Source organism: Nocardiopsis sp. iso_25, from assembly GCF_056173305.1.
The window spans coordinates 849493-861950 of the sequence record NZ_CM149667.1 but is presented as its reverse complement, the minus strand read 5'-3'; the positions used below and the strand labels follow the sequence as shown (position 1 = coordinate 861950).

The window sequence follows — 12458 nt, the reverse complement described above, 5'->3', positions numbered from 1 at the left end:
GGTGCGCGTGCGCGGGACGAGAGGGAGGCGGACGCCTGTGAGGTTTCGGTACCGGGAGTACATGGGCGGCCCCGATCCGCTGGCCGAACCCGACCCTCCGCCCGAGGAGGCCGTGGCGGCGGCGCGCGAGCTGCTGGTACTGGTCTCCTCGGCCCTGGAGGCGGCGGGTTCCACGACCGACCCGGGAGACCCGGGAACGGGTTCCGCGACCGGCGAGGACCCGGGGGTGCTGGCCGAGGAGGACCGGCGGCGGCTGTCCGCCCTGGAGGACGTCCTGTCCCGGTACGCCGACGGCGACCGCGCGGCCCTCGGCACGGCGGACGCCGTCACCCTGGGCCGTCTGCCGGGCCTGCTGGGCCGAGAAGCCGGTCGAATCCTGGCCCGCCTGGACGGGGCCGACCACGGCCTGAGCCCGCGCGAGCTGCGCCGTCTGGGCGAGGTGGCGCTGCGCGAGGCCGAGACCTCCCGGCGCGGGCGCGGCGGCCTCGGCGGAGCACACCGGGGCGGCACCGCGCCCGGCGGGGAGCCCACGGGCCTTTCCCTGCCCCGCGACGTGGACGGCGACCGGCCGCTGGACGCGGTCGCGACCGTGCGCGAGGCGGCCCTGCGCCGGGCCCGCCCCGGAGAGCGCGGTGTGGCGCTGCGGGCCGAGGACGTGCGGGTGGCCGGGGCGGAGCCGTCGGAGGCCGCGGCCGTGTCCCTGCTGGTGGACCTGTCCCACTCGATGGTGACCCGGTCCCTGCACGAGGCCGCCACCCGGACAGCGCTGGCCCTGCACACCCTGGTGTCCACGCGCCGCCCGCAGGACCGGCTGCACCTGGTCGGCTTCGGTGAGCGGGCGCGGGAGCTGACCCCCGCCTCACTGGTCGCGCACGACTGGCGCCGCGTCCCCGGAACGAACCTGCACCACGCGCTGCGGCTGGCCCGCGCCCACCTGCGGCGCCACGGCGGCCTGCGCCCGCAGGTGCTGGTGGTCACCGACGGCGAGCCCACCGCGCACCTGGGCGAGGACGGCGACGCCCGGTTCTCCTGGCCTCCGGCCCCACGCACGGTGGAGCTGACCTTCGCCGAGCTGGACGCCGTCCTGCGCGAGGGCGCCGAGGTGACCTTCTTCCTGCTGGCGGACGACCCGCGGCTGCGCGCCTTCCAGGAGCTGGTGGAGCGGCGGCGCGGGACGCGGGTGGTGCACGCCGGTGCCGAGGAGCTGGGGCCGCTGGTGATGGACCGCTACCTGCGCTGAGCCGGGCGGACCGCCGACCAACGGCCCCGGCGGGCAGCGGACCAACGACCCAAGAGGTCGGCGGCTCGGCGAATCAGCGTTCGAAGATGCTGACGTCGGAGGCCAGCACGAGCAGTTCCTCGGGGGCGCTTCCGCCGGAGTAGAGCAGCTGGTGCCGGTTGGCGGGCATGACCGTCTCGGTGAACCGCAGCGGGCGCATGCCCTCGTAGACCACCCGCTCCTGCACCAGCAGCGGGATGCCCGGCCCCAGTCCGAAGGAGTCCGCCTCGTCCTGGGAGGGCATCCGGGCGCCGACGATGTCCCAGTTCCACTCCTCCCGGTACCCCAGCGTCCGCAGGACGGCGGTGACGCCCTCCTCCAGGCGTTCGGGGGACATGAGCGGGGTGTTGCTGGCGATGCCGTACGGGAAGTAGGTGACCTGGGACTGCCACAGGCCGCCGTCGACGAACCGGTCGGAGGCGCGGATGACCACCAGGTCCCCACGCGTACCGCCCCCGGGCCCCTCGCCGCGCAGCCGCTTGGCCACCTTGGGGCGCATGGTGTCCAGGCTGACCTTGATCTTCTCCTGGACCTGGTCGTATCCGGCCTCGCGCAGGTGGGGCTGGTATCCCGCCTCGAAGCGCTCGGAGTCGCCGCCTCCCGTGACGGGGGCGGCCAGGTGGACGATGGGCCGGTGGTCGGCGACGAAGGCCCCGCGTCCGGGCCGGATGGCGACGCGCCCCTCGTCCTGGAGGATGCGCATGCCCAGGCGGGCGGTGGCGCGGGAGACTTCGAGCTGCTCGGCGAGCTCCTCCTCCCCCGGCAGCCGCTCACCCGGCTTGTAGTCGCCCCTGGCCAGCGCCTCGCGCAGGTGGTCGGCGACGACCGTCTTCCTCGACGTGCTCATGCGTGTGCTCAGTCCCGGTGGTAGGCGTTCATGTTGCCGTGTTCGTACTGGTATCGGATGCTGTGGCCCGCGTAGACGGTGTGCACGAGCCGGATGGGGCGTTCCTCGGACAGGTCGGTCCGGTGGACGGTCAGCACCGGGACCCCGGGCGGGAGTTCGAGCTGGCCCGCCTCCTGCGGGCTGGGCATGCGCGTCTCCAGCTCGTCGACGAACCCGGCCTGGCGCTGTCCGTACTCGGCCAGCACCGACAGGGCGCTCTCCACGTCCTCGGGCAGCATGAGCGGGGTGCCCTCGACGAGGTCCATGGGGTAGTAGGCGGTGCTGACGGAGGCCGAGACCTCTCCGGAGAACCGGTACATCCGGCGGACGACCGTCATGTCGCCCTCGGGGACGCGCAGGCGGCTGGCGATGTCGGGGGTGGCGCTGAGGAGCTGGAGCTCCTCCAGGACCTGTCCGGTCATGCCGGACTCGTTGAGGCCCTCGGGGCCGCCGCGGTTGGCGTGGAAGGTCTCGGGGACCACGTCCTGGACGTAGTGCCCGCGTCCGGGACGGCTGACGATCAGTCCCTGGTTGCGCAGCATTCCCAGGGCCAGCCGGATCGTGTTGCGGGACGCCTCGAAGCGCTCCTCCAACTGCTTCTCCGACGGCAGCTGCGCTCCCCTGGGCAGGGAGCCCTCCTGGATCTCGCGCCGCAGGGTCCGGGCGATCTGTCGATATCTGCTTTCGGCCCGCATATATCAATCCTCGCCTGGGTATGAGACCAACAACCTAGCTTGTACCAACAAGATGATCGGGTCACCAGGAAATCAGGTCCACCCGGTCAGCATGGGCCCATCTTAAGTGAAGGCCACCCTAAGTACACGACGGCGCCGGAAGGACGCACCCGAGAACAAGAACCGCCGGTCCCCCGCCCCTTCGCTCCAGGCGCCTGACCCCCGCGGCACCGCAAAGGAAACACCACGGTGAGACACCGCTCGGCGTCCCCCCTCTCCGGAGGAGGGCACGCAGGACACAGATAGGCACTTCCCCCCGAGGAGAACACCATGATCCCCATCGTTATCGCCCTCGTCGGAGTCGTACTCCTGGGCCTGGCCGCGGGGTTCTTCCTCGCCGTCTCCATCGGCATCCGCCGACAGGACCGCCGGGGCACCTACCGCTCCCTGCGCGAGGACGGCGAAGGCACCTCCCTCTCCCGCACCGGGAGCCTCGTGGTGGGGCTGCGCTTCCGCGACGGGGAGCAGCCTGCCGCCCCCTCCGCCGACCACACGCCCACCGCGGTCTGAGCCGGAAACGCCGGGACGAACGCCGCGGCGACGGAGCCGCGGCGCGGACGGGCCCGGCGGCGCCACCCGCTCCCGAGAGCCCCTAACCCTCCCTCCCCCGACCGGGGAGCCGAGGCGGCCCGGGGCCGCCGGCGCGGACCGGCGCGAGCCGATCCGCGCGACGCCCCGCCTAGCCCTCCAGGGCTTGGAGCAGGTCCGCCACCAGGTCGTCGGCGGACTCGATGCCCACGGAGATCCGCACCAGGTCGGCCGGAACCTCCAGCGGGGAGCCCGCGGTGGACGCGTGCGTCATCCGCCCCGGGTGCTCGATCAGGGACTCCACCCCGCCCAGGGACTCGCCCAGGGTGAAGACCTCGGTGCGCTCGCACAGGGCGAGCGCCGCCTTCTCACCGTCGCGCAGGGCGAAGGAGACCATGCCGCCGAAGGCCCTCATCTGCCGTTCGGCGGTCTTGTGCCCCGGGTGTGCGTCCAACCCGGGGTAGAACACCCGGCGGACCGCGGGGTGTCCCTCCAGGGCCGCCACGACCTTCTCGGCGTTGGCGCTGTGCCGGTCCATGCGCACGCCCAGGGTCTTGATCCCGCGCAGGGTCAGCCAGGAGTCGAACGGCCCCGGGATCGCGCCCATGGTGTTCTGGTGGAAGGCCAGCCGCTCGCCCAGTTCGGCGTCGGAGACCACCAGCGCTCCCCCGACCACGTCGGAGTGCCCGCCCAGGTACTTGGTGGTGGAGTGCACGACCACGTCCGCGCCCAGTGTCAGCGGCTGCTGGAGGTAGGACGAGGCGAAGGTGTTGTCGACCACGTGCAGGGCGCCGGCGTCGTGCGCGATCTGCGCGACGGCCTCGATGTCGGTGATGTTGAGCAGGGGGTTGGTGGGCGTCTCGGTCCACACCACCCTGGTGTTGGGCCGCACGGCCGCGCGCACGGCCTCGGGGTCGGACTGGTCGACCGCGTCCCACTGCACGCCCCAGCGCTCGACCACCTTGGAGACCAGGCGGAAGGTGCCGCCGTAGGCGTCGCCGGGGATGATCAGGTGGTCGCCGGGCGAGAGGACCGTGCGCAGCAGGGTGTCCTCGGCGGCCATGCCGGAGGCGAAGGCCAGGCCGCGCACGCCGGACTCCAGGGCGGCCAGGCACTCCTCCAGGGCGGCGCGCGTGGGGTTGCCGGTGCGCGAGTACTCGTAGCCCTGGCGCAGGCCGCCCACGCCGTCCTGGGCGTAGGTGCTCGTCTGGTAGATCGGCACCACCACGGACCCGGTCCCGGCGTCCGGCTCCTGCCCCGCGTGGATGGCCAGCGTTTCAAACCCGTCGAACTTCATGGGGCCACCTTAGTGCCCGCTGACCTCACCGATCGTGTTTTCCACAGGCCGGTTCCGGTGGGCGCGGGCGCGTCTGGAAGCTGTCCACAGGCGCGGACCGGGGCTGGCGCCCGGGGGCCTCCCCGCGGTTTCCTGGGTAACGGGGGGTCCCCGGGGGCCTCCGGCGCCGTGCTGCCCGCGTGCCGGCCGCCCGGGCCCTCTCTTCACACCTGGCGAACGGGCACGGCGGCGCAGGCCTACGGTGTCGGACCCCTCGGCCATCCTGTCCGTCATGGACGAGAACCGCACCCGGCCACTGCGCGACCGCCGAGACCTGGAAGCGGTGCTGCGCACGGGGTTCGACCTGATCAGACCCGTCGTCCCCGGACTGCGCCACCGGCTTGTCGGCACCGCCGCGGCGTGCCTCCAGGGGGTCGACCTGCCTGTGGGGGACGTCGACCTCCTCCTCGCCCGGCGCGAGGACGTCGATGCCGTCGCCGAAGCGCTGTCGGGCCTGGCGTGCGTGGTGGCGCCGAGGTGGATCGAACCGTCCCGGCAGTACTTCTCCTGCTACAGCCTGGACGGCGTCGGGTTCAGCTTCAGCACGGTCGAGCAGCACTGCGACCGCTGCGGGTGGGAGTGCAGAGGCCCCGGCCCCTGGCGGCACCACGTCGCCGTGGACGTCGGCGGTCACCGCGTCGACTGCGTGCGGCTGGAGCTGCGCCCGGTCACCGAGTTCCTCCGCGACCGCACTGATCGGTACCGCCCGATACTGGCCCATCTCAGTCAACACGGCGCCGACCTCGGACTCCTGCGCCGGAGCATGGCGGTGTGCGGGGTTTCTGAGGAGTTCGTGGGCCCCACACGCGGGCTCCGGGCGCACGGCAGGCACTGAGTGCCGCTTCCGGACCGGTCCGGCGGGCGGGTCTCGGTGCCCCCGCTCCGGCCGGCACGCCGCCCCGCTGCCGGAGGAGGCCCTGGTCGGCTCCCCTGGGGATCGCCGGGCCCGCCCTATGCGGGCGGGAAGCGGGTGGAGGACCCGGGCCGGGGCGGCTCGGCGGGCACCTCCGGTGGCAGTCCGGTGACGGGGGTGGGCACCCGGGTGGGGGTACCGGTCTCGCGCAGCGGCGGGTCCCAGCCCAGTTCGGGGTCGTGGGTGCGCACGACCTTCCCGGGCACGCCGGCGATGACGGCGTGGTCGGGATAGGTGCCCGGCCGGACCACGGTGCCCGCGGCCACGACCGAGTTGCGGCCCAGGTGCACGCCGGGCAGGATCACGGCGTTCGCGCCGATCCAGGTGCCGTCGCCGATGCTGACGGGGTCGTCCACCGGCCACTGGAGGCCCACCGGGATCTCGGTGTTGCCGTAGGCGTGGTTCTGGTCGGTGATGTAGACGTAGGGGCCGGTGTACACGTGGTCGCCGATGTCCACGGACCTGTGGGCGACGATGTGCGAGCCGCGCCCGATGGCGCAGCCCGAGCCGATCCGCACGACCGTCCCGGGGCCCAGGTCGTAGTCGGGGCCCATCCCGGCGGCGAGGGTCATGTCCCCGCCCAGGACGGTGTGCACGCCGATCTCGATCCAGGGCTCGCCGTAGAGGGTGGCCGTGGGGAAGGCGATCGCCGAGCCCGTGCCGAAGCGCGCGAATCTGCGGGCCGCCCTGGAGTCGGCGCGGATTTCGGCTTTGGTACGGGCGTACGACCAGACGGAGCGGAGAATCCAGGACAACAGCCGCGACACGCGTGCCCCCATTTATTACCTATCAGTAACTGTCGCGAACATTAGCAGTGTCCGAGTATGCGGTGACATGTCCGGTCGGTACACGGCGGGGCCCGGATCGCGCTCGGTTCGAGCGCGGTCCGGGCCCCGTCGCGGCTTCGCGGGGGTTCCCGCGGACGGGATCAGCCCGACAGGTGGGCCAGCAGGTCCTGGCGGGTGAGGATTCCCACCGGCTTGCCGTCGCGCAGCACCACCAGGGCGCCGGACCCGCGCAGCAGGCGGACGCAGTCGCTCACGGGGGTGCCGGTGCCCACCGTGGCCAGCGGCCTGCCCATGTGGGTCTCCACCAGGTCGTCCAGCTGCGCGCGGCCGTCGAAGAGGGCGTCGAGGAGGTCGCGCTCGGCGATGGAGCCGACCACCTCGGCGGCCATGACCGGGGGCTCCTCCTTCATCACCGGCACCTGGGAGACGCCGTACTCGCGCATGATGGCCACGGCCGTGCCGACGGTCTCGTCCGGGTGGGCGTGCACGAAGTCGGGCATCTCGCCGCCCTTGGCGGCCAGCACCTGGCCCGCCGTGGCCTCCTCGGTCTCGGCGGACAGGAAGCCGTAGTCGGCCATCCACTCGTCGTTGAAGATCTTGCCGAGGTAGCCGCGGCCGCCGTCGGGCAGCAGCACGACGATGACGTCGTCGGGACCGGCGTCCCGGGCCACGCGCAGGGCCGCCTCCACGGCCAGGCCGCAGGAGCCGCCCACCAGCAGGGCCTCCTCGCGGGCCAGGCGGCGGGTCATGAGGAAGGAGTCCTTGTCGCTGACCGCCACGATGTCGTCGCACACCGAGGTGTCGTAGGTGCCGGGCCAGATGTCCTCGCCCACGCCCTCGACCAGGTAGGGGCGGCCCGAGCCGCCGGAGTAGACCGAGCCCTCGGGGTCGGCGCCGACGATGCGCACCGCGCCGCCGGAGACCTCCTTGAGGTAGCGGCCGGTCCCGCTGATGGTGCCGCCGGTGCCGATGCCCGCCACGAAGTGGGTGATGCGGCCCTCGGTCTGCTCCCAGATCTCGGGACCGGTGCTGTGGTAGTGCGACTCCGGGTTGTTCGTGTTCTCGTACTGGTTGGGCTTCCAGGCGCCGGGGATCTCGGTGGCCAGCCGGTCAGAGACGGAGTAGTAGGACTCCGGGTGGTCGGGGGCGACGGTGGTCGGGCAGACCACGACCTCGGCGCCGTAGGCGCGCAGGACCGAGAGCTTGTCCGGGCCGACCTTGTCCGGGCAGACGAAGACGCAGCGGTAGCCCTTCTCCTGGGCCACGATGGCCAGGCCGATGCCGGTGTTGCCCGAGGTCGGCTCGACGATGGTGCCGCCCGGCTTGAGCTCGCCGCTCTTCTCGGCAGCCTCGACCATGCGCAGCGCGATGCGGTCCTTGACCGAGCCGCCCGGGTTGAAGTACTCGACCTTGGCGAGGACCGTCGGGGCGTTCGGGCCGAGGACCTGGGTGACCTTGTTCAAACGGACGAGCGGAGTGTCCCCGACCAGGTCGATCAGTGAGTCGTATACCCGCACTTGCGCTCCCTCTGCGTGGTGGCGGCCGGGTTTCGGCCCGCCATGTCCTCGCCCCGGTGGCGAGACCGGGGCCGTGGGCCGGTCCGACCCGTCTCAGTTCAGACTCTAATGGTCTCCACCAGCGGGTTCCGCTGCCCCGGGAAACCGGTCCCCTCCCGCGGAGGACGGCCGGAGCGGCCGGTGCCCGAGGGCCCGGAGCAGGGTGCAGCGGAGCGCTTCGGCCGCTTCCTCGCCGGACAGCCGTCCCGCGTCCTCCTCGGCTGCCGCCGCGTGCCCGAGGGCGACGACGACCGCGACCAGCCAGTCCGCGGGGAGCGCGGCGTCGAACTCCCCGTTCGTCTGACCCCGCCGAACGACACGTCCCAGCCGGTCGGTGACAGGCGCGTGGCGTTCGGCGTCGGCCCGCGGGTCCGCCGGGTGCGAACCGACGGCGCGCATGAGCCGGGGATACCGGTCGGCGGACCGGGAACCGGCCTCGACCAGCCGCAGCAGGGCGTCCGCGGCGGACCCGGAATCGAGGTCGGCGGCGTCCATCGCTGCCACGGCCTCCTCGGTGACCCGGTCCAAGACCGCCGCCAGCAGGTGCGCCCGCGACGGGAAGTGGGCGTAGACGGTCTGTCGGGTCACGCCCGCGGCGGTGGCGACGTTCTCGACGCTGGCGTCGGGGCGGTCGTCGAGCAGGCGGACCGCCGCGTCCAGGATCGCGGCCCTGCTGCGGCGGGCGTCGGCCCGGCGGCGCGGTGAGGCATGCAAATCTTACACCTTGTCAAAGTTGGTGGACGATGCATATCGTACAGACTGTAAGACTTATGCCCGGGACGTGCGACATGAAGGGAAGCGGCGTGAGTCCGTTCGACGGCACCGACCCCCAGCGGTTCATCACCGACTTCTTCACCGGATTCGGGGAGGAGGTCGCCCACGGCGAGGAGGAGCTGGCGGCGGTCGTGGACCGCTACCACACCCCGGACATCGTGCAGGTCGCCGACGGGCACCGCATGGACCGGGACAGACTCATCGCCCACGCGCGCCCCGCGCGCAAGAGGCCGGGCGCGTCCCGGATGAAGGTGCACGAGGCGATGGCGGACGGCGACCGGCTCGCCGCCCGCTACACCCTGTACGTCCAGCGAGGCAGGAGGGACCTGGTCATCGACGTGTACTTCTTCGGGCGGTTCGCCCCCGACGGCAGGATGCGCGAGGCCACCATGCTCACCCGCATGGAGGACTCGGCCGCCTCCGGGAGCGCGGACGCCTCGGCCTCCGAGGTCCTGGAGGTGTCGGCGTGACCACGCGCACCTACACCGTCACCGGCATGGCCTGCGGGCACTGCGCGGGCTTCGTCACCGAGGAGCTGGAACGCGTCGAGGGCGTCACCGCCGTGGCGGTGGATGTCGGGGGCGACCGGGTCACGGTGACCGGCGAGGGGGAACTCGACACCGCCGAGGTGCGGGCCGCCGTCGAGGAGGCGGGCTACGAGCTCACCGGCGTGGTCGGCTAGGACCGCGCCCGAGGCTCGACCGCCGCCGGGGCCCGGCCGTCACCGGGGGATCCGCCCGGCACGGTCCGCCCCGCCGCCCCACCGTCGTCCCCTGCGGGGCAGCCGTCCGCCCCTGTCCCGCCCATGCCGGTCGTCTCACCCCGGGGCACGGATCGTGTACCGCTCAGGTACGTGATTCCGGGGTTGCCCACCGGTAACCTCGCTCGTATCCGTCCCGCCCAGGGCAGGCGGGTCCGAGCCTCGGGGGTGTCCGGTGCTGCGAGCCGCACGCGCAAGACGGATCGCCGCTGCCACCGCGTTCGGCGGCGGGCTCACGCTCGTGGGCGGCGGCACCGTCGCGCTCCTGTACCTCCAGGCCAGGCTGGCCCGGCGCGCGGTCGGCTCCCCCCGCTGGGACAGGCCCGTGGTCAACGGCGTCTACGGCGAGGGCTCCGGACCGCCGATCCGCATGCTGATGATGGGCGACTCCACCGCCGCCGGGTTCGCGGTCGAGCGGGCGGACCAGACCCCCGGCGTCCTCCTGGCCTCGGGGCTGGCGGCGGCCGCCGAGCGCCCCGTGCGCCTGTGCTGCACCGCCTCCCCCGGGACCACCTCGGCCAACCTGAGCGTCCAGATCGAGCGCTCCCGGGCCCTGGAGGAGGCCACCCGCTACGACCTCGCGGTCATCTTCGTCGGCGCCAACGACGTCATCCGCCGCGTGCGCCCCGACGACGCCGTCGCCCAGCTCCGCGAGACCGTCCGCCAGCTGGTCGGCCACGGCACGCGGGTGGTGGTGGGCACCTGCCCCGACCTGGGCACCGTCCGGCCCATCGGCTGGCCGCTGCGCTCGGTGGCCCGCCTGGCCTCCCGCCAGCTCGCCGCCGCCCAGGTCATCGCGGTCACCGAGGCCGGGGGCCGCGCGGTCTCCATGAGCGACGTGCTGGCCGACGATTTCCAGACAGATCCCGGGTCCATGTTCGGGCCTGACCGTTTTCATCCGTCAGCTCTCGGGTACTCGCAGGCGGCCTTCGCCGTCCTGCCCTCGGCCTGCGCCGCCCTGGGGCTGCTGCCCGAGCTGGACGACGCCGAGCGCAGCAGCGGCGTCCTGCCGGTGGACCGCGCGGCCGTGGTGGCCGCCCAGACCCCCGGAACGGAGGTCTCCAGGGTGGACGCCCAGGTCAGCGGCGACACACCCGGCAGGCACGGACGCTGGGCGGCGCTCGTCCGCGGCCCGTTCCACCTCCGGGGCGGCCGCGGGCGCCCGAACGGTTCGGCCGGGGTGCGCACGACCGAGAACGCCGACCGCTCCGGGGAGGGCGGCTGAACGCGGACCCCGGGTGGCGTGCGGGACCCCGGACGGGTTTTACTGGTCGGTAACAACCGAGGCCGGAGCAGGTCGCCCGGCCCTCCTGATCCACAGCTCCACACGCAGCACCTCAACCGTTAGGGACGCAGCCATGCCCGAAGCAGTCATCGTCGCAACCGCCCGCTCCCCCATCGGCCGCGCCTTCAAGGGCTCGCTCAAGGACATCCGGCCGGACGACCTGACCACCCAGATCGTCCGCGCGGCGCTGGCCAAGGTCCCCGAGCTGGACCCGGGCGGCATCGACGACCTGATGCTCGGCTGCGGCCTGCCCGGCGGCGAGCAGGGCTTCAACATGGCGCGCATCGTGGCCGTCCAGCTGGGACTGGACACCGTCCCGGGCACCACGGTCACCCGCTACTGCTCCTCCTCGCTCCAGACCACCCGGATGGCCTACCACGCCATCAAGGCGGGCGAGGGCGACGTCTTCGTCTCCGCGGGCGTGGAGACCGTCAGCCGGTTCGTCAACGGCAGCAGCGACGACGGCGCCAACGAGAACCCGCTCTTCGACGACGCCAAGGCCCGCACCGCCAAGCGCGCCGAGGGCGGCGCCGGAACCTGGACCGACCCGCGCGAGGACGGCCAGCTCCCCGACGCCTACATCGCGATGGGCCAGACCGCCGAGAACGTCGCCCAGGCCACCGGCGTCTCGCGCCAGCGCCAGGACGAGTTCGCGGTCCGCTCGCAGAACCTCGCCGAGAAGTCCCTGGACAACGGCTTCTGGGAGCGCGAGATCACCCCGGTGACCCTGCCCGACGGCACCGTGGTCAGCACCGACGACGGCATCCGCCGCGGCACCACCTACGAGAAGGTCTCCGAGCTCAAGCCGGTGTTCCGCCCCGACGGCACCGTCACCGCGGGCAACGCCTGCCCGCTCAACGACGGCGCCTCGGCCGTGGTCGTCATGAGCGACACCAAGGCCGCCCAGTTGGGCATCACCCCGCTGGCCCGCATCGTGTCCACCGGCGTGACCGGCCTGAGCCCGGAGATCATGGGCCTGGGCCCGGTGGAGGCCTCCCGGCAGGCGCTGGCCCGCGCCAACATGGCCATGGGCGACATCGACCTGGTCGAGATCAACGAGGCCTTCGCCGCGCAGGTGCTGCCCTCCGCCGACCGGCTGGGCATCGACATCGACTCCCAGCTCAACGTCAACGGCGGCGCCATCGCGATCGGCCACCCGTTCGGCAGCACCGGCGCCCGCATCACCGGCACGCTGATCAACGGCCTGCGCTTCCACGACCGGACCTTCGGCCTGGAGACCATGTGCGTCGGCGGCGGCCAGGGCATGGCCGCCGTCTTCGAGCGCCTGAGCTGACGACCCGCGGGGCCCCGGGCCCGGAAGGCGCCACTGGAACCCCGGCGGCGCGTTCCGGGCCCTTCTCCGTGTGCGGCCCCTCCCGTCGGCCCGCGCCGAGACCGACCGCTCCCGTCCCCCGCGTCAGCGTTCCGGACGCGGAGGGCACCGCTGGCGGACAGCCTTCCATCTCCGGAACACGCACGAAAACCCGCCTGCCACAGCAGGGTTCGTCTGGGAACCCCTTGAAGACGAACGTTCTCACACCAGCAAGGTAAAAGCTGGTGACCGGGGCTTGTCCAGAACGTGATCCTGATGCAGGGTCGCAGGTAAGTGCCACACGCCA

Annotated in this window: 13 protein-coding genes; 7 read left to right on the top strand and 6 right to left on the bottom strand. The window is 72.9% G+C overall.

Annotated features, from left to right (window positions below; genetic code table 11):
- The first annotated feature begins 37 nt into the window (after positions 1 to 37).
- Positions 38 to 1240: a VWA domain-containing protein gene (locus AC0VX6_RS03995; protein ID WP_475467400.1), complete on the top strand. Its 1203-nt coding sequence runs from the start codon at positions 38 to 40 to the stop codon at positions 1238 to 1240.
- Between the two features lie 73 nt (positions 1241 to 1313).
- Here AC0VX6_RS03995 and AC0VX6_RS03990 read toward each other — a convergent pair whose 3' ends face one another.
- Positions 1314 to 2126 (bottom strand): GntR family transcriptional regulator, encoded by an 813-nt coding sequence (locus AC0VX6_RS03990; RefSeq protein ID WP_475467399.1) that lies wholly within the window; start codon positions 2124 to 2126, stop codon positions 1314 to 1316.
- 8 nt (positions 2127 to 2134) lie between these two features.
- A complete protein-coding gene (locus AC0VX6_RS03985) occupies positions 2135 to 2860 on the bottom strand; it encodes a GntR family transcriptional regulator (protein ID WP_212641496.1) in 726 nt (241 codons plus the stop codon).
- 309 nt (positions 2861 to 3169) lie between these two features.
- Here AC0VX6_RS03985 and AC0VX6_RS03980 point away from each other — a divergent pair, with 309 nt between their 5' ends.
- Entirely contained in the window at positions 3170 to 3409 is a 240-nt protein-coding gene (locus AC0VX6_RS03980) for a hypothetical protein (protein WP_274976244.1), read from the top strand.
- A gap of 169 nt (positions 3410 to 3578) precedes the next feature.
- Here the strand turns inward: AC0VX6_RS03980 and AC0VX6_RS03975 are convergent, their stop codons facing one another.
- Positions 3579 to 4724 carry a cystathionine gamma-synthase gene (locus AC0VX6_RS03975; protein ID WP_274976243.1) on the bottom strand — a complete coding sequence of 382 codons (1146 nt, stop codon included), beginning with the start codon at positions 4722 to 4724 and terminating at the stop codon, positions 3579 to 3581.
- A 271-nt stretch (positions 4725 to 4995) separates the two neighbouring features.
- On the opposite strand from AC0VX6_RS03975, the gene AC0VX6_RS03970 reads away from it, so the two are divergent.
- Entirely contained in the window at positions 4996 to 5598 is a 603-nt protein-coding gene (locus AC0VX6_RS03970) for a hypothetical protein (RefSeq protein ID WP_475467398.1), read from the top strand.
- Between the two features lie 116 nt (positions 5599 to 5714).
- On the opposite strand, the gene AC0VX6_RS03965 is transcribed toward AC0VX6_RS03970, so the two are convergent.
- The 3 genes from AC0VX6_RS03965 to AC0VX6_RS03955 all read right to left on the bottom strand — a co-directional run bounded on the left by AC0VX6_RS03965 (position 5715) and on the right by AC0VX6_RS03955 (position 8734).
- Entirely contained in the window at positions 5715 to 6455 is a 741-nt protein-coding gene (locus AC0VX6_RS03965; protein ID WP_061081713.1) for an acyltransferase, read from the bottom strand.
- Positions 6456 to 6604: 149 nt separating this feature from the next.
- A complete protein-coding gene (locus AC0VX6_RS03960; RefSeq protein WP_274976241.1) occupies positions 6605 to 7981 on the bottom strand; it encodes a cystathionine beta-synthase in 1377 nt (458 codons plus the stop codon).
- A gap of 105 nt (positions 7982 to 8086) precedes the next feature.
- Positions 8087 to 8734: a TetR/AcrR family transcriptional regulator gene (locus tag AC0VX6_RS03955; RefSeq protein ID WP_475467397.1), complete on the bottom strand. Its 648-nt coding sequence runs from the start codon at positions 8732 to 8734 to the stop codon at positions 8087 to 8089.
- A gap of 89 nt (positions 8735 to 8823) precedes the next feature.
- Between AC0VX6_RS03955 and AC0VX6_RS03950 the strand changes: the two genes are divergently transcribed.
- From AC0VX6_RS03950 to AC0VX6_RS03935, 4 genes are all read left to right on the top strand, one after another.
- Positions 8824 to 9264 (top strand): nuclear transport factor 2 family protein, encoded by a 441-nt coding sequence (locus tag AC0VX6_RS03950; RefSeq protein WP_274976239.1) that lies wholly within the window; start codon positions 8824 to 8826, stop codon positions 9262 to 9264.
- Positions 9261 to 9476: a heavy-metal-associated domain-containing protein gene (locus tag AC0VX6_RS03945; protein ID WP_475467396.1), complete on the top strand. Its 216-nt coding sequence runs from the start codon at positions 9261 to 9263 to the stop codon at positions 9474 to 9476. The genes AC0VX6_RS03950 and AC0VX6_RS03945 overlap by 4 nt, the downstream gene beginning before the upstream one ends.
- A gap of 253 nt (positions 9477 to 9729) precedes the next feature.
- Positions 9730 to 10779 (top strand): SGNH/GDSL hydrolase family protein, encoded by a 1050-nt coding sequence (locus AC0VX6_RS03940; protein WP_475467395.1) that lies wholly within the window; start codon positions 9730 to 9732, stop codon positions 10777 to 10779.
- A gap of 133 nt (positions 10780 to 10912) precedes the next feature.
- A complete protein-coding gene (locus tag AC0VX6_RS03935) occupies positions 10913 to 12133 on the top strand; it encodes an acetyl-CoA C-acetyltransferase (RefSeq protein WP_274976236.1) in 1221 nt (406 codons plus the stop codon).
- Positions 12134 to 12458 lie beyond the last annotated feature (325 nt).

Excerpts from the sequence above, each read along its gene's own strand:
- AC0VX6_RS03935 (WP_274976236.1), top strand. The coding sequence starts at position 10,913 with ATGCCCGAAGCAGTCATCGTCGCAACCGCCCGCTCCCCCATCGGCCGC.
- AC0VX6_RS03980 (WP_274976244.1), top strand. The coding sequence starts at position 3,170 with ATGATCCCCATCGTTATCGCCCTCGTCGGAGTCGTACTCCTGGGCCTG.
- AC0VX6_RS03990 (WP_475467399.1), bottom strand. The coding sequence starts at position 2,126 with ATGAGCACGTCGAGGAAGACGGTCGTCGCCGACCACCTGCGCGAGGCG.
- AC0VX6_RS03975 (WP_274976243.1), bottom strand. The coding sequence starts at position 4,724 with ATGAAGTTCGACGGGTTTGAAACGCTGGCCATCCACGCGGGGCAGGAG.
- AC0VX6_RS03985 (WP_212641496.1), bottom strand. The coding sequence starts at position 2,860 with ATGCGGGCCGAAAGCAGATATCGACAGATCGCCCGGACCCTGCGGCGC.
- AC0VX6_RS03965 (WP_061081713.1), bottom strand. The coding sequence starts at position 6,455 with ATGGGGGCACGCGTGTCGCGGCTGTTGTCCTGGATTCTCCGCTCCGTC.
- AC0VX6_RS03970 (WP_475467398.1), top strand. The coding sequence starts at position 4,996 with ATGGACGAGAACCGCACCCGGCCACTGCGCGACCGCCGAGACCTGGAA.